This is a genomic window from Streptomyces sp. NPDC055025, assembly GCF_053608565.1.
The window spans coordinates 1-21,501 of record NZ_JBSGVS010000071.1 but is presented as its reverse complement, the minus strand read 5'-3'; the positions used below and the strand labels follow the sequence as shown (position 1 = coordinate 21,501).

Annotated in this window: 17 protein-coding genes; 8 read left to right on the top strand and 9 right to left on the bottom strand. The window is 72.4% G+C overall.

Features of this window, described 5'->3' with window-relative positions:
* Nucleotides 1-5: 5 nt before the first annotated feature.
* From ACWGDX_RS32900 to ACWGDX_RS32890, 3 genes are all read right to left on the bottom strand, one after another.
* Complete coding sequence (locus tag ACWGDX_RS32900; RefSeq protein ID WP_453631545.1) at nucleotides 6-473, bottom strand: SRPBCC family protein; 468 nt, start codon at nucleotides 471-473, stop codon at nucleotides 6-8.
* Nucleotides 474-517: 44 nt separating this feature from the next.
* Nucleotides 518-997 carry an SRPBCC family protein gene (locus ACWGDX_RS32895; RefSeq protein ID WP_453631543.1) on the bottom strand — a complete coding sequence of 160 codons (480 nt, stop codon included), beginning with the start codon at nucleotides 995-997 and terminating at the stop codon, nucleotides 518-520.
* 159 nt (nucleotides 998-1,156) lie between these two features.
* Complete coding sequence (locus ACWGDX_RS32890; RefSeq protein WP_453631541.1) at nucleotides 1,157-2,005, bottom strand: DeoR/GlpR family DNA-binding transcription regulator; 849 nt, start codon at nucleotides 2,003-2,005, stop codon at nucleotides 1,157-1,159.
* Between the two features lie 289 nt (nucleotides 2,006-2,294).
* On the opposite strand from ACWGDX_RS32890, the gene ACWGDX_RS32885 reads away from it, so the two are divergent.
* Nucleotides 2,295-4,790: a hypothetical protein gene (locus ACWGDX_RS32885; protein ID WP_453631539.1), complete on the top strand. Its 2,496-nt coding sequence runs from the start codon at nucleotides 2,295-2,297 to the stop codon at nucleotides 4,788-4,790.
* Between the two features lie 112 nt (nucleotides 4,791-4,902).
* On the opposite strand, the gene ACWGDX_RS32880 is transcribed toward ACWGDX_RS32885, so the two are convergent.
* The 4 genes from ACWGDX_RS32880 to ACWGDX_RS32865 all read right to left on the bottom strand — a co-directional run bounded on the left by ACWGDX_RS32880 (nucleotide 4,903) and on the right by ACWGDX_RS32865 (nucleotide 9,929).
* The gene (locus tag ACWGDX_RS32880) at nucleotides 4,903-7,323 is read right to left on the bottom strand and encodes a right-handed parallel beta-helix repeat-containing protein (protein WP_453631537.1); all 2,421 of its coding nucleotides are present in this window, start codon (nucleotides 7,321-7,323) and stop codon (nucleotides 4,903-4,905) included.
* Nucleotides 7,324-7,572: 249 nt separating this feature from the next.
* Nucleotides 7,573-8,181: an Rv1733c family protein gene (locus ACWGDX_RS32875; RefSeq protein WP_453631535.1), complete on the bottom strand. Its 609-nt coding sequence runs from the start codon at nucleotides 8,179-8,181 to the stop codon at nucleotides 7,573-7,575.
* A gap of 187 nt (nucleotides 8,182-8,368) precedes the next feature.
* Nucleotides 8,369-9,304, bottom strand: a complete 936-nt coding sequence (locus tag ACWGDX_RS32870; protein ID WP_453631533.1) for an MOSC domain-containing protein — start codon at nucleotides 9,302-9,304, stop codon at nucleotides 8,369-8,371.
* Between the two features lie 157 nt (nucleotides 9,305-9,461).
* Nucleotides 9,462-9,929 carry a DUF6643 family protein gene (locus ACWGDX_RS32865; RefSeq protein ID WP_363083638.1) on the bottom strand — a complete coding sequence of 156 codons (468 nt, stop codon included), beginning with the start codon at nucleotides 9,927-9,929 and terminating at the stop codon, nucleotides 9,462-9,464.
* Nucleotides 9,930-10,168: 239 nt separating this feature from the next.
* Here ACWGDX_RS32865 and ACWGDX_RS32860 point away from each other — a divergent pair, with 239 nt between their 5' ends.
* Nucleotides 10,169-11,479 carry a TerD family protein gene (locus ACWGDX_RS32860; RefSeq protein ID WP_453631531.1) on the top strand — a complete coding sequence of 437 codons (1,311 nt, stop codon included), beginning with the start codon at nucleotides 10,169-10,171 and terminating at the stop codon, nucleotides 11,477-11,479.
* Nucleotides 11,480-11,629: 150 nt separating this feature from the next.
* Here the strand turns inward: ACWGDX_RS32860 and ACWGDX_RS32855 are convergent, their stop codons facing one another.
* A complete protein-coding gene (locus tag ACWGDX_RS32855; protein WP_453631529.1) occupies nucleotides 11,630-13,003 on the bottom strand; it encodes a glycosyltransferase in 1,374 nt (457 codons plus the stop codon).
* Nucleotides 13,004-13,061: 58 nt separating this feature from the next.
* Here ACWGDX_RS32855 and ACWGDX_RS32850 point away from each other — a divergent pair, with 58 nt between their 5' ends.
* Nucleotides 13,062-13,985, top strand: coding sequence for a glutamate racemase (locus tag ACWGDX_RS32850; RefSeq protein ID WP_453631528.1), 924 nt, complete (start codon nucleotides 13,062-13,064; stop codon nucleotides 13,983-13,985).
* Nucleotides 13,986-14,222: 237 nt separating this feature from the next.
* Nucleotides 14,223-14,783 (top strand): hypothetical protein, encoded by a 561-nt coding sequence (locus tag ACWGDX_RS32845; RefSeq protein ID WP_363083642.1) that lies wholly within the window; start codon nucleotides 14,223-14,225, stop codon nucleotides 14,781-14,783.
* Between the two features lie 152 nt (nucleotides 14,784-14,935).
* Here ACWGDX_RS32845 and ACWGDX_RS32840 read toward each other — a convergent pair whose 3' ends face one another.
* Nucleotides 14,936-16,039: an O-antigen ligase family protein gene (locus ACWGDX_RS32840; protein WP_453631526.1), complete on the bottom strand. Its 1,104-nt coding sequence runs from the start codon at nucleotides 16,037-16,039 to the stop codon at nucleotides 14,936-14,938.
* Nucleotides 16,040-16,367: 328 nt separating this feature from the next.
* On the opposite strand from ACWGDX_RS32840, the gene lnt reads away from it, so the two are divergent.
* The 4 genes from lnt to ACWGDX_RS32820 all read left to right on the top strand — a co-directional run bounded on the left by lnt (nucleotide 16,368) and on the right by ACWGDX_RS32820 (nucleotide 21,488).
* A complete protein-coding gene (gene lnt / locus ACWGDX_RS32835) occupies nucleotides 16,368-17,972 on the top strand; it encodes an apolipoprotein N-acyltransferase (RefSeq protein ID WP_453631524.1) in 1,605 nt (534 codons plus the stop codon).
* Between the two features lie 135 nt (nucleotides 17,973-18,107).
* Entirely contained in the window at nucleotides 18,108-18,587 is a 480-nt protein-coding gene (locus tag ACWGDX_RS32830; RefSeq protein ID WP_453631522.1) for an NUDIX hydrolase, read from the top strand.
* A gap of 55 nt (nucleotides 18,588-18,642) precedes the next feature.
* The gene (locus ACWGDX_RS32825) at nucleotides 18,643-19,509 is read left to right on the top strand and encodes a 3-hydroxybutyrate dehydrogenase (protein ID WP_453631521.1); all 867 of its coding nucleotides are present in this window, start codon (nucleotides 18,643-18,645) and stop codon (nucleotides 19,507-19,509) included.
* 86 nt (nucleotides 19,510-19,595) lie between these two features.
* Nucleotides 19,596-21,488, top strand: a complete 1,893-nt coding sequence (locus tag ACWGDX_RS32820) for a helix-turn-helix domain-containing protein (protein ID WP_453631517.1) — start codon at nucleotides 19,596-19,598, stop codon at nucleotides 21,486-21,488.
* Nucleotides 21,489-21,501: the final 13 nt, after the last annotated feature.

The following is a 21,501-nucleotide window of genomic DNA, read 5'->3' as shown; positions in this document are numbered from 1 at the left end:
CGGGCTCAGGCTTTCGCGAGGCGTCGGTCGAGGGCGCGTACCGCCTGCCGGAAGGTGCGGCCCAGGGCCGGGCGGGCCAGCCGCAGAACGGTGCGGTACACCGCCGTCCCGTCCGTGGCCACGGTCCACCGCACCCGGGTGCCCCTGCCCGCCGGTGCCAGCCGCCACGCCTCCAGCAGGGCGCGTACGCCGGGTGCGTCGGTCTCGTCGGTGCGATACGCGTAGAGCACATCCGGCTGGGCGGCCAGCACCGTCTCCCGGAAGTGTGAACCGCCCCGGAGCTGGACCGTACGGCCCTCCGCGGTGGGCGTCGCGGCGGTCACCGCGCTGAACCACTCGGGCCAGGACTCCGTTTCGGTGGCGAGCGCCCGGTAGACCGCTTCCGGCGGCGCGGTCAGCAGGCCCGTGTACACCAGGCGCACGGGTGCGGACTCGGCGAATCCCAGTTCCACGGAACGGAGTTGGCGGGCCATGGACAGCACATCCCTGACGGCGTCGAAGGGTGGGACCGCACACTTTAGTGCGTGGTACGAGACGATCGCGCTGGTCCGTCGCGCAGCAAACGGCTGACGGCGCGGCCGAACACGAGATGCCCCGCGCGTGCGGTCAGGGCGTCGAGCGGCCGTGGCAGTGGACGGATCCGCAGCTCCTCCTCCCAGCGGACCCGGGTGACGGATCCCGCCCCGTCCTCGTCGTCCACGTACACATGGATCTCGGCCCAGCCCATGACGGCCCTGCCGCGCTTCTCCAGCCGGCAGTGGCCCGGGACGCCCGGCGCGGGCGGCTGCCAGCGGACGACCTCCATCGGATCGTCGAACCTGGCCGGTCCGAGTCCGCTGCGGGCGACGAAGACCGTTCCGACGCGGGTGGGGCCGGGGGTCAGGACGGAGATCTCCGTCAGCGGCACCTGTCCCGAGTGCGCCGGCCAGTCGGTGAGCCGATGCCAGGCCTCGTCGGGGGAGAGCGGTGTGGTGCGGTCGATACGGAAGGCGCTCACGCCCCGATCGTAGGCCGGACGGACCCCACCCGCGCGGCCCGGACCGCCTGCCGACCCGGGCCAGCGGCCCGGTGCCGCGCCGACGCGCGCGCCCGTACGCCTCCACCCGTGCGTGCGCCTCCCGGCGGGCCCGCGACTCCGTCCGCGTCCGGCGAGCGCTCAGGCGTCCCGCGGCGGTTTGATGTCCTCGGACTCGCCCGCCACCACCAGACCCGGGAGCAGCTCGGCGATCTCCTCACGGGCCTCCTCCGACAGCCCCGCGTCCGTCACCAGCGTGTCCACCTGGTCCAGCGTGGCGAAGGAACTCAGGCCCACCGTGCCCCACTTGGTGTGGTCGGCGATCGCCACCACCCGGCGTGCCGAGCGTATGAACCGCCGGTTGGTCTCCGCCTCGCCGAGATTCGGTGTGGACAGCCCGGCCTCCACCGAGATGCCGTGCACCCCGAGGAAGAGCACATCGAAGTGGAGCGAGCGGATCGCCTGGTCCGCCACCGGGCCGACCAGGGAGTCCGACGGTGTGCGCACCCCGCCGGTCAGCACCACCATCGCCGCCCCGGGATGCCCGCCGCCCGCCACGCCCGCGCGCTGCGCCGCGTGGAACACTTCGGCCACCCGTATCGAGTTGGTGACCACCGTCAGATCCGGCACGTCCACGAGATGGTGCGCCAGGACATAGGTCGTGGTCCCGCCGGACAGCGCGATCGCGCTCCCGGGCACCACCATCGCCGCCGCCGCCCGCGCGATGTCCTCCTTGGCGGCCAGCTCCAGCGCCGACTTCGCCTCGAATCCCGGCTCGTGCGCACTCGCCTCGACCACCGGCACCGCACCGCCGTGCACCTTCTCGACGACCCCCTGGCGGGCCAGCGCGTCCAGATCCCGCCGCACCGTCATGTCGGAGACATTGAGCCTGCGCGTCAGCTCGTTGACACGGACCCCGCCGCGTCGGCGCACCTCGTCCAGGATCAGGGCCCGGCGCTGCTCCGCGAGGAGGTTCTGACTGTCGCTCACCGCCGGGCCGTTCCTTTCCGGGTCGTCATCCATGTGGTCGTCCTCGTTCACCCGTTGTCGTACGTGCTGTCGTACCCCGCCGTCCCCGATGGCCGGGGATGTCCGATCGGTACGGGTCCCTCATCCTCGCACGGGGTTCGGACACCCGTGCCGGGGGTTGGCGGAGGCGGGCTCCGGGGAGATTCCGTGAGGGTCGCGCGGCGAACGGCCGGGGTCCGGGATTCTGGTGACCCCTGTCGCGCCGACCGTGCCCGGCCCATCCTGTTCACTCCGAGAGCGAGCCATCGAAGTGCCCTCAGTAACCCCGGATCCGCACGGCGGCGGAGCCGCGCTCGAACTGCTGGTCCACGGCGTCGGCGGGGCCACCCCGCAGAAGATGCTCGACGATCCGCGTACGGTCAGGATCACCGGTGACGAGACGGCCGCCGTCTACCGGCGCAGGGACGACGCGGAGGCGGAGCGGTATCCCGAGCGCTACGCCGACAGGCCCGTCCCCGAGGCGTACTGCTGGTCCAATCTCACCTCGGGCAACGGCTCACGGGCCCTGTGGCTTCTGCTGCTCCCCTTCATGGTGGTCAATCTCGCGCACTGGATGCGGCCGGCCACCAAGGGGCTGGCCACGTCCCAGCGGCTGTACGGAGTCCTCGTACGGCTGGTCGCCCTCACCCTCACCGTGCTGCTGACCGCCGCCGTCTGCGAGGTCGCGCTCGATCTGACGGCGTGGCAGTGCGCGGGCTCCGCGGACTGTGTCGCCGAGCAGTCCTGGCTCGGCTTCCTGTCGCCGGAGGGACACGGCTGGTGGTCGCAGCCCGGCCGGCGGCTCGCCCTCGCCTCGCTGGTGCCCACGGCGCTGGTGGGGCTGCTCTGGTATCTGTCCAACCGCACATGGAGCGCTTACGAGGCCCAGCGCCCGCCCACCGACACACCGTCAGCCACCGTCTACGCCGACGCGCCCACCGGTGCCGGTGCCGATCCTGGTGCCGGTGCCGACGACGGTGCCGCCTCGCCCACGGCGCCCGCCGCGCCCGCCACCGGGACCGACGGGCGTCCCGCGCCGGGCGAGGGCCCGGTGCGGATACGGCCCGCGATGGGCCGCCCCGGGTTCTGGTACGGCCGCCGGCTCGTCGCCCGGCTGCGCGCCGCGCACACCGCCGCCGGCTTCCTCACCGTCACCGCCGCGCTGACGACGGCCGCCTCCGAGCACGACAGCGGTTCCGCCGGGATGTCACCGGTCGTGCCGGGCCGGCTGCTCCAGGCGGCGCTCCTGGTCTGCGCGGTGGTGGTGGTCTGTGTGGTGTGCAGCAGAGGCCGCAGCGAGCGCCGGCGCGATGCCACCCTCGACCGGATGCTGATCAGCAGGCTGCCCGCCACCGCGCTCTCCCTGCTCGTCCTGTCCATGGTGTACGCCGCGTGGTCCAGGCCCGGCTGGGTCTCCACGGGCGTGCTCCCCGGCGACATGACCTTCCGTGTGATCGCCCTCGCGCAGGTCTCCCTCGTCGTCGCGCTCGCCGTCACGGCCCATGTCCTCCACCGCCGCGCGCCGCACGCGAGGACCGCGATGCGCGGCCTCGGCGGGCCCGCCGTCGCGATGCTCGCCTGCGGGCTGGGCGGTGTGATGACCGGTGGAGTAGCCCAGCGCGTCGCCGACTGGCTCGACGGGGACGCCACGCCCGGGATGGGCGGGGGCGCGATCCCCGGCCCGCCGGTGCTGCTGAGCTGGCAGGCCTCCGTCATCCCCGTCCTGCTCGCCCTGCTGCTGGTCCCGGTGGCCGTCCTCGCCGTACGCACCGTACGTACCGCCCGCGAGCTGGCGCCCGTGGTCGAGTCGGAGTACGGCAAGGTGACCGCGGACTCCATCCGTACCCGTCAGGTGGCGGGTGTCCGTGCCAGGGCCCTGCTCACCGACGCCGCGCCCTGGCTCATCGGTCTGATCTCCGGCGCGGCCCTGCTGCTCGGCTCCGCCGCGATCGTCGGGTCCTGGCTCAGCGGCGAGGTGCCGGGCCAGGCCGCGAAGGGCGCCGAATCCTTCGTGGAGTCCGTGGCCGACACCGCGCAGGCGCTGGGCTCCTGGCTGGTCGGCCTCGGTTTCATACTCTTCGTCACCTGGGGACGCCGGGCCTACCGTGACGCCTCCGCCCGGCGCACCATCGGCATCCTCTGGGACGTGGGCACCTTCTGGCCGCGCGCGGCCCATCCCTTCGCGCCGCCCTGCTACGCCGAGCGCGCCGTACCCGACCTCACCTGGCGGATCAGCTCCTGGACCGCGCGTACCGGCGGCAGGCTCGTCCTCTCCGGCCACTCCCAGGGCAGTGTGCTGGCCGCGGCGGCCGTCTGGCAGCTTCCCGCCGCCACGCGCCACCGGGTGGCGCTGCTGACGTACGGGTCACCGCTGGAGCGGCTGTACGGCCGCTGGTTCCCGGCGTACTTCGGCGCGGGGCCGCTGAGCGATCTGAGCAGGGAGGTGCACTGCTGGCGCAATCTCTGGCGGGCCACCGACCCGATCGGAGGCCCGGTCCGGGTCCCCGCCGAGGGTGACCGTCCCGAGGTGGACCGGGGACCGCTGAAGGACCCGCTCGCCTACGGGCGTACGGCGCTGCACCCGCTGCCCGAGCCGGTCCTCGGGCACTCCGACTACCAGGCGGACCCGGACTTCGCCAGGGAACGGGCGGCGCTGCTCGACCGCTTGCCCCCGCCGGTGGTGCCGCGCCAGCGAGGCGAGCGGAGCGGTGAGCGGCGCGCCAGGCACGGGAGTGAGACGGGGAGCGAACGCCCGGGGAGCGAGTGAGAGAGCGACGGGGGTGACCGGGGGAGCGGCCGGGGGGAGCGATCCGGGAGCGGCCGGGGGAGCGACCGACCCGGGAGAGGCCAAGGGAGGTGGCCGCCAAGGGCCGTGGCGCTCAGGGCAGTTCGGGCAGATCGTCCGCGTAGAGCAGCGTCAGGTCGTCCGTGCTGGTCTCCGGCAACTGGGCGACCCGGCCCGCGTGCCGCTCCACCATCGACTCGAACGTCTGCCGCGCGGTACGGCCGTTGCCGAAAGCGGGCCCCTTGGGCAGCGCCGTGAAGTACTTGACGAGAGCCTCGGCCGTACCCTCGCCCAGTTGGTACTCCTGCTCCTCCGACTGCTGCCGCACGATCCTCAGCAGCTCGTCGGGCTCGTAGTCACTGAAGGTGATGGTCCGTGAGAAACGGGACGCCACACCGGGGTTGACCGTCAGGAAGCGCTCCATCTCGGCCGTGTACCCGGCGACGATCACGACGACCGCCTCCCGGTGATCCTCCATCAGCTTCACCAGCGTGTCGATCGCTTCCTTGCCGAAGTCCCGTCCGGAGTCCTCGGGGGAGAGGGCATACGCCTCGTCGATGAAGAGCACCCCGCCGCGCGCCCGGTCGAAGGCCTCCTGCGTACGGATCGCGGTGGAGCCGATGTGCTCGCCGACCAGGTCCACCCGGGAGACCTCCACGAGATGGCCGTGCTCCAGCACCCCGAGGGAGTGCAGGATCTCGCCGTACAGCCGGGCCACCGTCGTCTTGCCGGTGCCGGGGGAGCCCGTGAAGACGAGATGGCGGCGGACGGACGCGGCCTTGAGGCCCGCCTCCTTGCGCCGTCTGCCGACCTCGATCATGTCGGTGAGCGCGCGGACCTCCCGCTTGACGCTGTCGAGACCGACCAGCGTGTCGAGTTCCCCGAGCACCTCCTCCGAGGAGCGCGCGGGCGACGTGGCGGCGACGGCGGCGTCCCGGCCGGCCGCGGTCGCGGACGAGGCGGCCGTCTTCGGGGGGACCGCGCCGAGCAGCCCGGTGGTCTGCGTCGCGGTCAGTACGGAGGGCGGCTCCGGGGACGGCGCCAGTACGCCGCTCTCGTCGCTGGTGCAGTCCTCGGCGGTCGGACCGTCCTCGGCGAACTCGTAACCGCCGCGCGCGCACCGTTCCGTACGGCACCGGGTGAGCGACGTACGGCAGCCGTCCATCACATGGAAGCCGTAGCCGCCGCTGCCCGTCACCCGGCAGTTGTGGAAGGTGCCGCGGCCCTCGGCGGAGACATAGAAGCCGGCCTCGGCGGGCGAGGTGACCGTACAGCGCTCGATGGTGGGATCGGCGCCCTTGGTGACGATGACGCCGGTTTGTACGGCGTCGATGGTGCAGGAGTTGAGTGTGCCGCCGCTGCCGTGATCACGGAACCAGGCGCCGGTGGAGGCCTCCCTGATCCGGCAGTCGTCGAGCTGCGCGGTCGCGCCGTCGCTCACCGACACCGCCGTGTTCCGTACCTGGGAGATGTCGCTGTCGACGACATCGGCGCGCGAGCCGCGGTCGAGGACGAAGAGCGCGTCGGGCACGTCGTGCACCCGGCAGGAGTCGAGGACGACGGTCGCGCCGTCACTGACCCAGACGGCCGGATAGTCGCCCGTACTGTCGTGGATCTCGCACTGGTTGGCGTCCACCCGGGTGCCGGGGTCCCAGACGGAGAGCCCGTTGCGGCCGAAGCGGCGCACCGTGGAGCGGGTCAGGGTCAGCACCGAGCGGGAGCGCAGATCGACCGCGTTCTCCGGGATGTCATGGATGTCGCAGTCGGAGAGGGTGAGCACGGCGTCGGTGTCGAGGGTTATCCCGTCCGCCGAGGTGCGGTGCACGGAGGAGTCGGTGAGATGGGCCGAGGCGCGCGATGTCACCTGCACACCGGTGCCCTTGATCTCGTACACCTCGCAGCCGATGGCCTCCATACCGCTGCCCTCGCCGGTGACGGAGAGGCCCGCGCCCGAGGCGTGGTGGATCCGGCAGCGCTCCAGTCGGGGATGCGCGCCCCCGCGCACCGAGACGCCGGACTGCCCGGCCGCGACGATCTCGCACTCCTCGAAGACCCCGCCCGCGCCGTCGAGTACGCCGATACCGACGCCCGCGGGGTTGTCGACGGTGCAGCGGCGCACGGTGGGCCGGGCCGCGCCCCGTACCTCTATGCCGGCCGCGGAGCGGGTCACGATCCGCAGTTCCGTCAGCTCGGGTGCGCTGTCCTCGACGAGGAGCGCGGGCGAGGTCGCGTCCTGGCCCTCCACAAGGAGGTCCTGGATGGTGGCGGAGGCGCGGACGGTCAGCGGGACGCCGTCGGCGGGCGCGATACGTACGGAGCCGGGCGAGCCCTCAGGACCGCGCAGCGTGACGGCGCGCGCCACGATGAGATTCTCCCGGTAGGTGCCGGGGGCGACGGTGAGGACGTCGCCGTCGCCGGCCGCCTCCAGGGCGGCGGCGAGAGAGGCGTACTCGCCCGTGCGGCGCCGCCAACGCGATGTTCCGGTGTGCGTCACCTGGACCGTGCCCTGTGCCATGGCGCTGTTGTGCCCCCACCTCGTGCGTGTGCGCGTGCTGTGCCGTCCCGGGCGCCGGCCCCGGACCCCGGCCGCAAGGGCGGACCGGGCGGCACCACCGTAGCGCGCATGACACTCCCGAGTTGACGCGAGAGGCCGCTCTCGGACGGGACTTCGCCACGACGCTCCCTGCCGGACGGGCCCGGCGGCCGGACTTTTTCGATCTTGCCGGACCAACCGCCTCAGGGAAAGAAATCGCTGGGACAGGATCTAGCCGCCCGCGCCGGTGCGGCCCCAGTCGGGGCCGGCCTTGGACCATGCCCGGTCGAGGTGCTCGTACCTCCGCCGCACCAGGCGCCATACGATCAGCCGCCTGCCGCACTCCACCAGGCCGGCCGCCAGCACCCCGGCGCCGAGTCCGGCCAGAACGGCGTGGGTACGCGCGCTGTCCGCGTTCATCGGGGGCTTCACCGGTCTGCCGCGCTCGTCGGCCCAGATGCCGAAGGTGTCGCCCGCCCGGGGCGCGCGTGAGGGCGCGGGGACGAGGCCCGTACGGGAGCCGCCGTCCGCCGTCCGCCAGGTGGCGATCACCCGGCCGCCCGTGTCGTGCTCCGCGGCCGACTCGGCGTCGAACGCGACGACATGGCGCTCGGCGGAGCGGCCGACGACCACGGCGGTCGTCCGGTGGCGGTGTTCGTGCTGGAACCGGACCGTCTCGCGCAACGACGCGTCGACGGCGTTCCCGCAGAGCCAGCCGACGAGAGGTGCGGCCAGGGCGAACAGTCCCACCGCCGCCAGCGCGACCCATCCCTCGATCAGATCCGTCGCTCTGCGCAGGGGGTTGCGCCGCCAGCGCCAGAGTCCCAGTAGCGTGCGCACCGATTCGCACCCCCTTCCGTGTCCGTTTTAGCCGCGGGCAGCACGGTTTACGCGCGATGGGGGCGAAGAGAGAGCAAGCTCACCTCGTTGTCCCGTGCACTCACCTCGTCGAGGGCGGGTCTGTCCGGGCCGGCCGTCCGGGTCGGCCGTTCGAGGTAAGCCGGGGTTCGTCGGGGCGGGCCGGGGTTCAGTCGAGCACGGTGAACGGATCACCCACCCGGAGCGTGCCCGTGGACTCGGGGACGAGGTTCTGCCCGAAGATCAGCCGTCCGTCGAGCCGGCGGTATTTGCCAAGGGTGTGCAGCGGCTCCTTGCCGCGCTCGGCGGTCCGCTGGTCCGTGGTGGTGACGACACAGCGACCGCAGGGCTTGGCGACCCGGAAGGCCACCTCCCCGACGGCGACACGGCGCCAGCCGTCCTCGGCCCAGGGCGCTGTCCCGGCCACGACGAGATTCGGCCGGAACCGGTCCATCGGCAGCGGGCCCTCCTCCGCGTGATTCCCGCTCGCGATCAGGGAGTTGAGGGCGTCGAGCGAGCCGAGCGTGGTGACGAGCAGCGGAAAACCGTCCGCGAAGCTGACCGTCTCCCCGGGCCGCGCGAACTGCGGGTCGACAGGCCTGCGCGAGGCCGGCGCGTCGAGATGGACGAGCCTGACCTCCACCCCGAGGTAGGTGCTCGCCCACTCGTGCGCATCGCTCCCCGCGGGCACGGCTTCGACCTTGGTCCCGAAAATATCCACCACGACGGTGCCCGTGCCCCCCGGCTCCGGCTCTCCTGCCGCCGCGGGCGGCTCGGACGCCGTCCATGGTTCGAGGACCGTCAGCGGCTCAAGTCCGGGCGCGTACAGCCGGATCCCGCCGTCCGGCCGCGACTCGGCGCGGGCCAGGGCCAGCCGTGGCCGCTGGCGCTGCGTGACCACCTTTCCCGTGCCGTCGATCAGTGTCCAGCGCCGGTCCCCGGCGAGTCCCCAGGGCTCGACGAGCGCGCGCTCGGGCGTACTGCCGGCCATCGACTTGACCGGATGGACCCGCAGGGCGTGCAGAACCGACCGGTTCGGCCGCACCGACCGGGCCGACTCGACCGGCTGAACCGACTGGACTGGCTGAGGGACCGGCTTCGGCATGAAGCCATCCTGTCAGCAGCCCCCGGCCCGAGCGGGCACATTCCCCGGGTCACTACCCCCAGGTCGTCACCCCTCCGCAGACCGGAACCTCCGCAGACCGGAATCCCCTTGGGTCAGAACCTCCGTGGGTCAGAACCTCCGGTCGGCACCCCGCGGGTCAGTACCCCCGCGTCTGGTAGGGCCGGTTGTACGGGTCGTCGTACTGCGTGGGCGGCGCGGGCGCCGGGCGCGGAGCCGCCGGACGCATCGCCTCGTACCCCGTACCGGGCATCGGACGCTGCGGCTGGGGCTGCGGCTGGGCGGCCGGGTACCCACGCGGCGGTGCCTGCTGCGGGATGTACGGCGCGGGCGCGTGCTGCAGCGGCATGGGCTGCTGCATGGGCATCGGCTGCTGCTGGTAGCCGCCGTACGACGGTGCGGGCTGGGAGGGCGCCGCGGGAAGGGCGGGCAGCGCGGAGGGCAGAGCCGGCAGATAGCTGTTGCCCGTGTCATAGGCGGAAGGCACTCGGATCGGCGCGATCTGAGGCGTGCCCCGCTCCGCGACCAGGGAGTCGTAGATAGGGGTGTCCGGGAACGACGGCGCGGTGTAGTAACCGCCGCCGTAGGTGGCGCGGGGGGAGGTCATGGAACATAAGTTAAGCCCACGATGTGCCGGTTGGGGAGTCCGATAAGGGGGTTCTTTCGGTAGCTGTGGGAGACTTCGGATCCCCAATGCGAGCGAACATGGGAAAAACGGTCGTCCGAAGGTGTTCAGATCGTGTAAAGGGCAGGCTAGCGGGGGGTTACCGGCGGGTCTCGCGGGGTCCGAAGGGCGTTCCTACCATTAGGTTGGCGGCACGAAATCTTCGGACACCCCGACCCGCGATGGGGGCGAGCATGGCCATGCTTAAAGGAGCCAATCTGCCGGTACCGGCGCCTGCTGTCCGAGTGGAATTGGGATGGCGTTCGGGACCTGGCGTACCGGACGTCGACGCGTCGGCGCTGCTGCTCGTCTCGGGGCGGGTCCGCTCCGACGCCGACTTCGTCTTCTACAACCAGCCGGTGCACGCGTCGGGCGCCGTACGCCACGAGAACAAGGCGAGCGGGGGAGCCGGGGTCACGGACACCCTCACGGTCGACCTCGCGCGCGTGGAGCCCACCGTCGAGCGGATCGTCCTGGCGGCGTCCGCCGACGGCGGCAGCTTCGGACAGGTGCCGGGGCTCCATGTACGGGTGCTGGACGCGGCGTCGGGCACCGAGATCGCGCGGTACGACAGCCAGGACGCGACCGTCGAGACGGCGTTCGTCCTGGGTGAACTGTACCGCCGCCAGGGGAGCTGGAAGTTCCGCGCGGTGGGGCAGGGGTACGGCAGCGGACTCGCGGGCCTGGCAACGGACTTCGGTATCTCGGTCGACGAACCGGGGCAGCGGTCCGCGGCTACGGCGGCCACGGTACCCGCGGCGGCCACGGTGCCCGCCCGGACCGTGCCGCCCGCCGCGCCCGTCGCGCCCGCCCGGACCGTGCCGCCGGCTCCGCCCGTCGCGCCTCCCGCTCCCGTACGGCTCAGCAAGGTGACGCTGACCAAGGAAGCCCCGACCGTCTCCCTCGCCAAGCAGGGCGGCAGCTCCGGCGCGATGCGCGTCAACCTCAACTGGCAGGTGCGCAAACAGTTCAAGGGCTGGGGCGCCAAACTCGGCCGGGCCGTCGCCATGCATGGCGATCTCGATCTCGACCTGTGCGCTCTCTATGAACTCACCGACGGCCGCAAAGGCGTCGTCCAGGCACTCGGCAATGCCTTCGGCGCGCTCAACCAGCCGCCGTACATCCATCTCGACGGCGACGACCGTACAGGCGGGAGTGCCAGTGGTGAGAACCTCACCATCAACCTCGATCACAAGGACCGGTTGCGCAGGATCGTCATCTTCGTGACGATCTATGAAGGCGCCCGCAGTTTCGCGGATCTTGACGCGACGGTCACTCTCCAGCCGCAGCACGGTGCCGCGATCGACTTCTCACTCGGTGAATGCACCGTGCCCTCCACGGTCTGCTCACTGGCGCTGATCACCAATACCGGCTCGGACCTCGTGGTCCAGCGCGAAGCGCGCTTTCTCGTACCGGAACGCGGCGTCAGTCCGCAGCGGACCATCGATTACGCCTATGGCTGGGGCATGAACTGGACGCCCGGCAGGAAGTGATATACGCGCGGACGCGCGTACAGGTACACGTACGGTCCGGCGGTGTTCGCCGGAGTCCGGCAGAGGTCCGTCACGACAGCACGGGTGTCCCGGACCGGGCCCGCTGAGAGCCGCTCCGGGCCGCTCCGTGCCGCTTCGGACCGCGTGCCGTCAGCGGTCCGGAGCGGCCTGCGGACGGGAGTACGTACGGCCCTTCCAGGCCGCGCCGCGGCCCCGGTGGTGCTGCACGGCGGAGTCGACCGTCATCAGCAGGTAGAGCGACGCCGTGAGGGGCAGGAGCGGGGCCAGCCAGAGCGACTGCCGGTAGTAGCGCAGCATCGGGATGTACGTCCCCGTCATCACCGCCCACGCGGCGAGGCCCAGCCACCCCGCCGCCGTGTCCCCGCCGAGCACACCCGTGCCCAGCGCCACCGGTGGCGCCAGATAGATCAGCGCGAGACCCGCCACCGTCCCGAGGAGCACCAGTGGATTGTGCCTGAGCTGTGCGTAGGCGCTGCGGGAGACCATCCGCCAGAGATCGGCCAGCCGTGGATAAGGACGCACACTGTCCACCCGCTCGGCGAGACCGAGCCAGATCCGGCCCCCACTGCGCTGTACCGCCCGCGCCAGTGACACATCGTCGATCACGGCCTGATGGATCGACTCGGGCACCTGTGCGCGTACGGCGGCCTCCGTACGGAGGAGGACACAACCGCCCGCCGCCGCCGCTGTACGGCGGCCGGGACGGTTGACCCAGCGGAACGGATAGAGCTGCGCGAAGAAGTACACGAACGCCGGTACGACGAGTTTCTCCCATACGCTCACCACCCGGAGCCGTGCCATCTGCGAGACCAGATCGAGGTCCCGTGCCCTGGCGGCGGCGACCAGTTCCCGCAGACTGTCCGGCTCATGGGCGATATCGGCGTCCGTCAGGAGCAGATACTCGGGGCCGTGGGCGCGCGCCAGCGCGATGCCGTGCCGCAGCGCCCACAGCTTTCCCGTCCAGCCGGGCTCCGGTTCGCCGGGCGAGGCCACCGTCAGCGGCAGCCCGCCGAGCCGTGCGGACAGCTCACGGGCGAGTGCGCCCGTGCCGTCCTCGCTGCCGTCGTCGATCAGGAAGATCTCGGCCTCGCCGGGATATGTCTGCGCCAGCAGGGACGGCAGACTCTCGGGGAGCACCGCCGCCTCGTCCCTGGCGGGCACGACGACGGCGACGGACGGCCAGCGGACGCGGGCCTCGTCGCCGGCCCCCGTACCGGCTTCGGCCCCCGTCCCGGACTCGGCTCCGGCGGCGACCCCAGGCCCTGCGGCTCCAGGCCCGGCGGTCCCGGCCCCGGCGGTCCCGGAATCGGCTCCGGCGGTCTCGGCCCCGGACCCCGCTTCCGCTCCGGCTCCTGCGGACCCTGACCCGGCTTCGGCCGCGTCGAGGTGGTACTCCTCATGCTCGGGCAGCCGCTGGTCCGTACGCCAGAAGCACCCCTGACCCAGCAACAGCCAGCCCCATATGGCCAGCGAACCCATGGCGATCCAGGCAACGGCGCTCATTCGCCGCAGTCTGCCCCACATCAGCGGGACCGCACACGCTGTCGACTATGGTGACCGAGTGAAGATCGCGCTCATGGACTCAGGCATCGGTCTGCTCGCGGCCGCCGGCGCGGTACGGAGGCTCTGCCCCGACGCCGATCTCGTTCTCTCGTCCGACCCCGACGGAATGCCCTGGGGGCCGCGCACCCCGCGGGACGTCACCGAGCGCGCGCTCGTCGTGGCGCGCGCCGCGGCGGAGCACCGTCCCGACGCGCTCATCGTGGCCTGCAACACCGCGACCGTGCACGCCCTGCCCACGCTCCGCGCCGAACTGGAGCCGGGGCTCCCGGTGATCGGTACGGTCCCGGCGATCAAACCGGCCGCGGCGGGCGGCGGGCCGCTCGCGATCTGGGCCACCCCGGCCACCACAGGCAGTCCGTACCAGCACGGACTGATCCGCGACTTCGCGCCGTCCGTCGGTGTCACCGAGGTGCCCTGTCCGGGGCTGGCGGACGCCGTGGACGCCGCCGACGAGGCCGCGATCGACCGCGCGGTGGCCGCCGCGGCGGCGCTCACACCGCGTGATGTAAGGGCCGTCGTCCTGGGCTGCACCCATTACGAGCTGGTGGCGGAACGTATCCGTACGGCCCTTCGGCGGCCCGGTCTGCCGGATGTGGTCCTGTACGGCTCGGCCGACGCGGTCGCCGCGCAGGCGCTGCGCAGGATCGGCGCGGGTGTCGGTGGCGCCGGGACCGGCGGGGACGACCTCGGCCATGACGACGACCGGGTCCTGGTGACATCGGTCACGCCTACGGGACCGTCGGGCGGCGCGGTGGGCGGCTCCTCGGGCGGTCCGTCGGGCGCTCTCGCCGGCCCCGTCCCGGGTCGTCCCTCGGGCGCGCGGCTCACGGTGCTGCTCAGCGGACGCGAGTCCGTGCTCCCGGAGCCCGCGCTCGCGTACGCGGAGGGCCGGCTGCTCGCCGCCGTCGACCAACTGCGCTGACCCGAACGGAGCATGCTCCGCGGGGCGTCCGGAGTACGTGCGGAGCGCCTGCTGGACGTCCGCGGGACACATACGGGACGACCGCCGACCCGGGCGCTGACCGTGCGGGCGCCCGGCGTGCGGTACGGACGCCCTGCGCGGAGTACGGACAGGGCCGTACGGAGCGTGCGCGGGGTAACGCCGCATCAGCTCGCGGAGGGACTACCGTCCCATCGGAAGCTGGGTACTCTGCAAGACATGAGGGAGCACCCCCGGCATGAGGGCCACCCCGATGAGCCCTTGCCCGACACCTGGACAGGCCGCGCCACCAACCGCGCGCAGTGGCTGCTCGCCGCCGCCGGCGCCGCGTGTATCGCACTCGGGATCGTGCTGGCCGTGGAATCCTCCTGGTCCTCCGGATACGCCGCCCTGCTGATGTCGGTCGTCGGGTGTGTGGCGGCGGGACTGCTGATCCTCTTCGGCACCCTGGCGTTCGTGCATGTGGCGGTCCGGGTGGAGGGTGACTGCCTGGAGGTGCGCTGCGGTCATATGGGCCTGCCGCGCCGCCGTATCCTGCTCGCCCATGTCGTGGACGCCGACTTCGCGCCGAGGGTCACTCCGCGCCAGTGGGGCGGCTGGGGCTATCGGTGGCGGCCCGAGATGGGCACGGCCGTGGTGGTACGCCGGGGCGAGGCCCTGGTGCTCAAGCTGGGCGACGGCAGGATTTTCACCGTGACGGTGGACGACGCCGAGTCCGCGGTGCGCTTCATCCGCAGCCGTCTGCAACTCGCGCCCAAGTCCAACACGGCGGGCATCTGACCGAGGGCGCGAATCCCCTCCAGGGGCTGCCCGGCCGACCGTCCGTGGAACGGCCGACCGTCCGCGATACGCCCGACCCGTCCGCTATACGTCCGACCGTCCGCCGAACGCCCGCGATACGGTCCCGGACCCTTGAACGCCGCGGTCGTCACCTAGTCTCCGTCCCGCTCCGAGTCTCCGTCCCACCCCGGTGTGTGCGCGGATGTGATGGACGACACAGGAAGGGCGCCGGTCTCCGGTCTTGCCGTGGCCAGGCCAGCGAGCAGACCCGCGCCCGCCGTCACCGGGGTGAAGCTGAGCGCGTTGCCCACGCTCGCCACGGCGGCGAGTGCGGTCAGCGCGGCTCCCGCCGTGAGGACCACGGGGGTGGAGCACGCCGAACGAGCCAGTCCGTACAGCAGCCAGCCGAACACGGCGCCCAGCAGCAGGACCCCCACCACCCCCTGTTCCGCGGCCTGCTGGAGCGCCGCCGAGTGCGGGGTGCGGTCACTGTCCAGCGACCGCGTGACGGTCGGACTGAGGTCGCCGAAGCGGTCGGGGCCCGAGCCCAGCAGGGGGTGTTCCGTCGCCAGTTCGGCCGCGTCCTGCCACAGCGCCACCCGGTGCTGGGTGAGCTGCCCCTCCAGCGAGACCGAGAGTCCCTCGGGCAGCGCCTGCTCGGCCACCGCCCACGAGGCGCCCACCACCAGCACCGTGACCAGGGCGAGTCCGGCGAGTCCGGCCACCCGGCGCCGTGTCCTGACCGCCGCCGACGAACACAGCAGCACCCCGAGCACCGCGACGAACCCGGCGACGGAACCGAACAGCAGCGCGGTCGCCGCGATCGTCACCGCCAGCAGCCCCGTGGCCAGCCGGACCGATGGAGGACCGGCCGCCGTCGCCGCGCAGCAGACCGCTCCCGCCGAGAGCACCAGCAGTCCGGCCACCGCGCCCGTGTCGCCCGGCGGAGTGCCCACGGTCACGGTCGCGCCGAACCAGTCCTGGCCTGATGCGATCGCCGCCGCCAGCCAGGCGACCGCCATCACGGAGGCCGTCGCGACCGGCGCCAGGGACCCGCTGATCCGGCCGCTGGCGTACCCCGCCGTGACGGCGAGCACCGCGAGCAGGACGCCTTCGGGTCTGCCGTCGGTCGCTGCCGCGCTGATCAGCGCCCATGCGGCGCAGGCACCGAGGACCACGGCGCCGGCGGCATCGGGCGCGCCGGCGCGTTCCGGTACGACTGATCGTTCCACCGGTGGTTCCGCTGGTGCGGCCATCCCGTCGCCCCCCGACCTCTGACGGGCCCCGTCCACAACCGCCGGATCCGGCCATGCGACAAGGACTGGCGGACACGGTAATGGCAGCGGTGCCCATGTGTGGAGGGATTGCGAAGGTACGCCGCCGCACGTGTCGGCCGGACGTGGGGACACGCGCTGGGCGTATGCGCCGGGCGCCTCCGTCGCGCGCCTCCCTCGGGCGCGGTTGTCCCTTGGCGGGAAGCCGTCCCCTCGCGGGAGGTCGTCCCCTTGTGCGCGGTCCTCTCCTTGCGCGAGGTCGTCGGCCCGTGCTCCCCCGCATACGGCGCCCCACCGTAGACTCCGCCAGGTGAGCGCCACCATCACCACCGTCGAGCCCACTCCGTCAACCCCGGCCCCGGGCGGCCGCGGTCTGCTGCGACGGTTCACCAGGCCGGGCGCGGCGGCGCTGTCCGGCGTCCTGCTGTACGCGAGCTTCCCGCCCCGCACCCTGTGGTGGCTGGCACTGCCCGGCTTCGCCCTGCTCGCCTGGAGCCTGTACGGCCGCCGGCCACGTGCGGCACTCGGCCTCGGCTATCTCGCCGGGCTGGGCTTTCTGCTGCCGCTCCTGGTCTGGACGGGCGCCGAGGTCGGACCGGGACCATGGCTCGCGCTGGTCGCCATCGAGGCGCTCTTCATCGCGCTCACCGCCATGGGGATCGCCGCCGTGTCGCGGCTGCCCGTGTGGCCGGTCTGGGCCGCGGCGGTCTGGATCCTCGGCGAGGCGGTCCGCGCGCGGGTGCCGTTCGGCGGATTCCCCTGGGGCAAGATCGCCTTCGGCCAGGCGGACAGCGTCTTCCTGCCGCTCGCCGCGGTCGGCGGCACGCCCGTACTCGGCTTCGGCGTCGTCCTGTGCGGCTTCGGGCTGTACGAAGCGGTACGCCAGGTCCTCGCGTACCGGAGGACCCGCACGGTCCCGCGCCGCGCCGCGGCCGTCGCCGCGCTCACCGTCCTCGTCCCCGTCGTGGCGGCACTCGCCGCTCTGCCGCTGGTGGACGACTCGGCCGAGGACGGCACCGCGACCGTCGCCGCGATCCAGGGCAATGTGCCCAGGGCGGGTCTCGAATTCAACGCCCAGCGCCGCGCGGTCCTCGACAACCATGTCCGCAGGACGCTTCAGCTCGCCGACGATGTGAAGGCGGGCAAGGAGCCCCAGCCCGACTTCGTCCTGTGGCCGGAGAACTCCTCCGACATCGATCCGTACCGCAACCCCGACGCGCGCGACGTGATCGACCAGGCCGCGAGGGCGATCGGCGTACCGATCTCCGTCGGCGCCGTCGTCACCCCGGACACCGGACCGCTGCGCAACACCCAGATCCTGTGGGACCCGGAGCGCGGTCCCACGGCCACGTACGACAAACGGCAGATCCAGCCGTTCGGCGAGTATCTGCCACTGCGCTCCCTCGTACGGATGATCAGCCCCGGCTACGCGGACATGGTGCGCCGGGACTTCGGCCGGGGGACCGAGCCGGGCGTCTTCGACCTGGCGGGCACCGAGGTGGGGCTCGCCACATGCTACGAGGCGGCCTTCGACTGGGCCGTACGGGACACCGTCACCCACGGCGCCCAGCTCATCTCCGTACCCAGCAACAACGCCACCTTCGACCGCAGCGAGATGACCTACCAGCAACTGGCGATGTCGCGCGTGCGGGCCGTGGAGCACAGCAGGACGGTCATCGTCCCCGTGACCAGCGGCGTCAGCGCGATCATCCAGCCGGACGGCAGGATCACCGAGAAGACGGGGATGTTCACCCCGGGCGCGCTCGTCGCCGAGGTCCCGCTCCGCTCGTCCCTGACCCCCGCCACCCGCCTCGGGACGCTTCCCGAGGGCCTGTTGGCGGCGGTCGCGCTGGGCGGCCTCGGCTGGGCGACGGCCCGTTCCGTACGCGCCAGGAGGAACGCGGCGGCGGGTTAGGCCCTGCCCGGATCGTCGGGCCGGGGTTCCGGGGGTTTCCGACGAGGGCAGGTGGGTTTCGGACGACGTCCTGAGGGTTTCCGGCGACGTCCGGTTGGCTCCTGGGCGCGTTCGACGGGCGGTTATGGTCGGCGCATGGGAACCCCTGACTTCATTCGACAGATCCGCGCCACCGCGGGCCACCAGCTTCTTCTGCTGCCCGGCGTCAGCGCGATCGTCTTCGACGACGACGGGCGCGTACTGCTGGGCCGCCGCGTCGACACCGGACGATGGTCGATCATCGGCGGGATCCCGGACCCGGGGGAGCAGCCCGCGGTCACGGCGGTGCGCGAGGTGTACGAGGAGACCGCCGTACGGTGCTTCGTGGAGCGGGTCGTGCTCGTCCAGGCGCTCGAACCGGTCGTCTATCCCAACGGCGACGAGTGCCAGTACATGGACATCACCTTCCGCTGCCGTGCGGTCGGGGGCGAGGCGCGGGTCAACGACGACGAGTCCCTGGATGTGGCGTGGTTCCCGGTGGACGGGCTGCCGGAGCTCGGGGAGTTCGCGCTCCTCCGGATCAAGCAGGCGCTCACGGACGCACCCACATGGTTTGAACCTATGCCTTCCTACTGAAGTGTGGGCGCCGACCACATCGGTCGGGACCTGAGCGCTGCTTAGGGTGCGGAATATGACCGCGCCCACCACACCAGGTCCTGCCGACGCCTCCGCCGACGCCACCGAGACCGTTTCCGCCTTCGACGGGGCTCCCGCCGGGGCCCCGTCCGCTCCCGTCGCGCTCGACCTCGGCGGCCGTGTCGCCCTGGTCACCGGGGCCGCGAGCGGTATCGGCCGGGCCTGCGCGCTGCGGCTCGCGGCGGCCGGGGCCCGGGTCAGAGCCGTGGACCGGGACGGCGAAGGGCTCGACGGTCTGGCCAAGGACGCCAAGGGGCTGGTGGGCACCGTCGAACCACGGGTGCTCGATCTGACCGACCTCGACGCGGCTGAGCGGGCCGCGGCAGGCACGGACGTTCTCGTCAACAACGCCGGACTCCAACTGGTCCGCCCCATCGAGGACTTCCCGCCCGATGTCTTCCACACCGTTCTCACGGTCATGCTGGAGGCGCCCTTCCGGCTGATCAGGGGCGCGTTGCCGCACATGTACGGCGAGGGATGGGGCCGGATCATCAATGTGTCCTCCGTACACGGGCTGCGCGCCTCGCCCTTCAAATCGGCCTATGTGGCCGCCAAACACGGCCTGGAGGGTCTCTCCAAGACCGCCGCACTGGAGGGGGCCTCGCACGGAGTCACCTCCAACTGCGTCAACCCCGGGTATGTGCGTACACCACTGGTCGAGAAGCAGATCGCCGACCAGGCGGAGACCCACCACATCCCCGAGGAGCGGGTCCTCACCGATGTCCTGCTCCAGGACTCCGCGCTGAAGCGCCTCCTCGAACCGGACGAGGTGGCCGAGGCGGTCGCCTATCTCTGCACCCCGCAGGCGTCCTTCATCACCGGTATCTCGCTCACCCTCGACGGCGGCTGGACCGCGCACTGACCCTTCCGAGCGGCCGGGTTGTCCACATCGTTTGCGTTGTCCACAGGGCTGGCGCAGCCGGCCGTACGACGGGTAATCCTGTGTCCATGTCCCACGATCAGGCTTCCTACCTGGAACTCCTCGCGCGCGGCGCCGCGGCGGAGGCATACGACCGGCCCGCGCTGCTCGCCCGTGCCGACGGCGCGGGCGCGGAGACGCTCGCCGCGCTGGAGCACGCCAAGCGGCTCGCCCTGCGGGTGCGGGCCGAGCTGGCGGAGCGGCGGCGCCGGGAGGCCGAGCTGTCGGCGCTCTTCGAGACCGCGCACGACCTGGCGGGGCTGCGCGATCTCGACGCGGTGCTCCGGGCGATCGTGCAGCGTGCCCGTTCGCTGCTGGGCACGGAGGTCGCGTATCTCTGTCTCAATGACGCCGCCGCGGGCGACACGTACATGCGCGTCACGGACGGATCGGTCTCGGCCCGCTTCCAGCAGCTCAGACTCGGTATGGGCGAGGGGCTCGGCGGGCTCGTCGCGCAGACCGCGCGTCCCTATGTCACCGACAGCTATTTCGACGATCCCCGCTTCCAGCACACCAGAGCCATCGACTCCGGAGTGCGCGACGAGGGACTGGTCGCCATTCTCGGTGTCCCGCTCATGCTGGGCAGCCAGGTCATCGGGGTGCTCTTCGCCGCCGACCGCCGGGCCCGGGTCTTCGAGCGTGAACAGATCGCCCTGCTGGCCTCGTTCGCCGCACACGCCGCGGTCGCGATCGACACCGCGAATCTGCTGGGGGAGACCCGTTCCGCGCTCGCGGAGCTGGAGAAGGCCAATGAGATCATCAAGGAGCACAGCGCGGTCATCGAGCGCGCCTCGGACGTGCACGACCGGCTCACCGAACTCGTGCTGCGCGGCGGCGGGGTCCATGACGTGGCGAGCGCGCTGTCCGAAGTGCTGGACGGCACGGTGGAGTTCGCGGGCCCCGGCTCCGCCTCCGCGACCGCCCTGGAGCTGACGGGGACCGACGGCCGCGCCAAGTGTCACGACGGGATCTGGGGCGTGGCCGTCTCGGCGGGCGGCGAGCTGCTCGGCGCGCTCGTCCTGCGCGGCCATCCAGGGCTGGACCCCGTCGACCAGCGCACCCTGGAGCGGGCCGCCATGGTGACCTCACTGCTGCTGCTCGCCCGCCGCTCGGCGGGCGAGGCCGAACAGCGCGTGCGGGGCGAGCTGCTGGACGATCTCCTCGACGCCCCGGACCGTGATCCGCGGTTGCTGCGCGAACGGGCCGTGCGGCTCGGCGCGGATCTCGACGCCCCGCATGTGGTGCTGGCCGCCAGGATCGACGGCCCCGCCCCCGACACCACGGAACGGGAGACGGCCGACCGGCGCCGGCTGTGGTCCGCCGCCTCGCATCTCGCGGCGACCGGCCAGGGACTGGCCGCCACCCGTGACGGGGGCACGGTCCTGCTGCTGCCGCTCGCCCCCGGTGACACGGCGGCCGGCCTGGCCCGCCGCGCGGCGGCCCAGCTCGGCGGGGCGTTGCGCGAGCCCGTCACCATCGGGGCCTCGGCCGTCGTCGAGTCACCCGCCGCGCGGCCGGGCGCGATAGCCGAGGCGTACGCGGAGGCGAGACGCTGCCTGGACGCGCTGCGGCTGCTCGGGCGTTCCGGCGACGGCGCCGCGGCCCAGGATCTGGGCTTCCTCGGACTGCTGCTCGCCGACACCCGTGACATCGAGGGCTTCGTCGACCGCACCATAGGTGAGGTAGTCGACTACGACCAGCGCCGGGGTACGGACCTGGTCCGCACCCTGGGGGCCTATTTCGCCTGCGGTATGAGCCCGGCCCGTACGAAAGACGCGCTGCACGTCCATGTCAACACGGTCGCCCAGCGGCTGGAACGGGTCGGGCGGCTGCTCGGTCTGGACTGGCAGTCGCCGGCGCGGGCCCTGGAGATCCAACTCGCGCTGCGGCTGCACGCGATGGCCGCCGCTGTCGTGCGGTGAACGGAGCGTTCAC

Excerpts from the sequence above, each read along its gene's own strand:
- ACWGDX_RS32900 (WP_453631545.1), bottom strand. The coding sequence starts at position 473 with ATGGCCCGCCAACTCCGTTCCGTGGAACTGGGATTCGCCGAGTCCGCA.
- ACWGDX_RS32845 (WP_363083642.1), top strand. The coding sequence starts at position 14,223 with ATGAGGGAGCACCCCCGGCATGAGGGCCACCCCGATGAGCCCTTGCCC.
- ACWGDX_RS32840 (WP_453631526.1), bottom strand. The coding sequence starts at position 16,039 with ATGGCCGCACCAGCGGAACCACCGGTGGAACGATCAGTCGTACCGGAA.
- ACWGDX_RS32865 (WP_363083638.1), bottom strand. The coding sequence starts at position 9,929 with ATGACCTCCCCCCGCGCCACCTACGGCGGCGGTTACTACACCGCGCCG.
- ACWGDX_RS32860 (WP_453631531.1), top strand. The coding sequence starts at position 10,169 with ATGGGGGCGAGCATGGCCATGCTTAAAGGAGCCAATCTGCCGGTACCG.
- ACWGDX_RS32880 (WP_453631537.1), bottom strand. The coding sequence starts at position 7,323 with ATGGCACAGGGCACGGTCCAGGTGACGCACACCGGAACATCGCGTTGG.
- ACWGDX_RS32855 (WP_453631529.1), bottom strand. The coding sequence starts at position 13,003 with ATGAGCGCCGTTGCCTGGATCGCCATGGGTTCGCTGGCCATATGGGGC.
- ACWGDX_RS32820 (WP_453631517.1), top strand. The coding sequence starts at position 19,596 with ATGTCCCACGATCAGGCTTCCTACCTGGAACTCCTCGCGCGCGGCGCC.
- ACWGDX_RS32830 (WP_453631522.1), top strand. The coding sequence starts at position 18,108 with ATGGGAACCCCTGACTTCATTCGACAGATCCGCGCCACCGCGGGCCAC.
- ACWGDX_RS32825 (WP_453631521.1), top strand. The coding sequence starts at position 18,643 with ATGACCGCGCCCACCACACCAGGTCCTGCCGACGCCTCCGCCGACGCC.
- ACWGDX_RS32870 (WP_453631533.1), bottom strand. The coding sequence starts at position 9,304 with ATGCCGAAGCCGGTCCCTCAGCCAGTCCAGTCGGTTCAGCCGGTCGAG.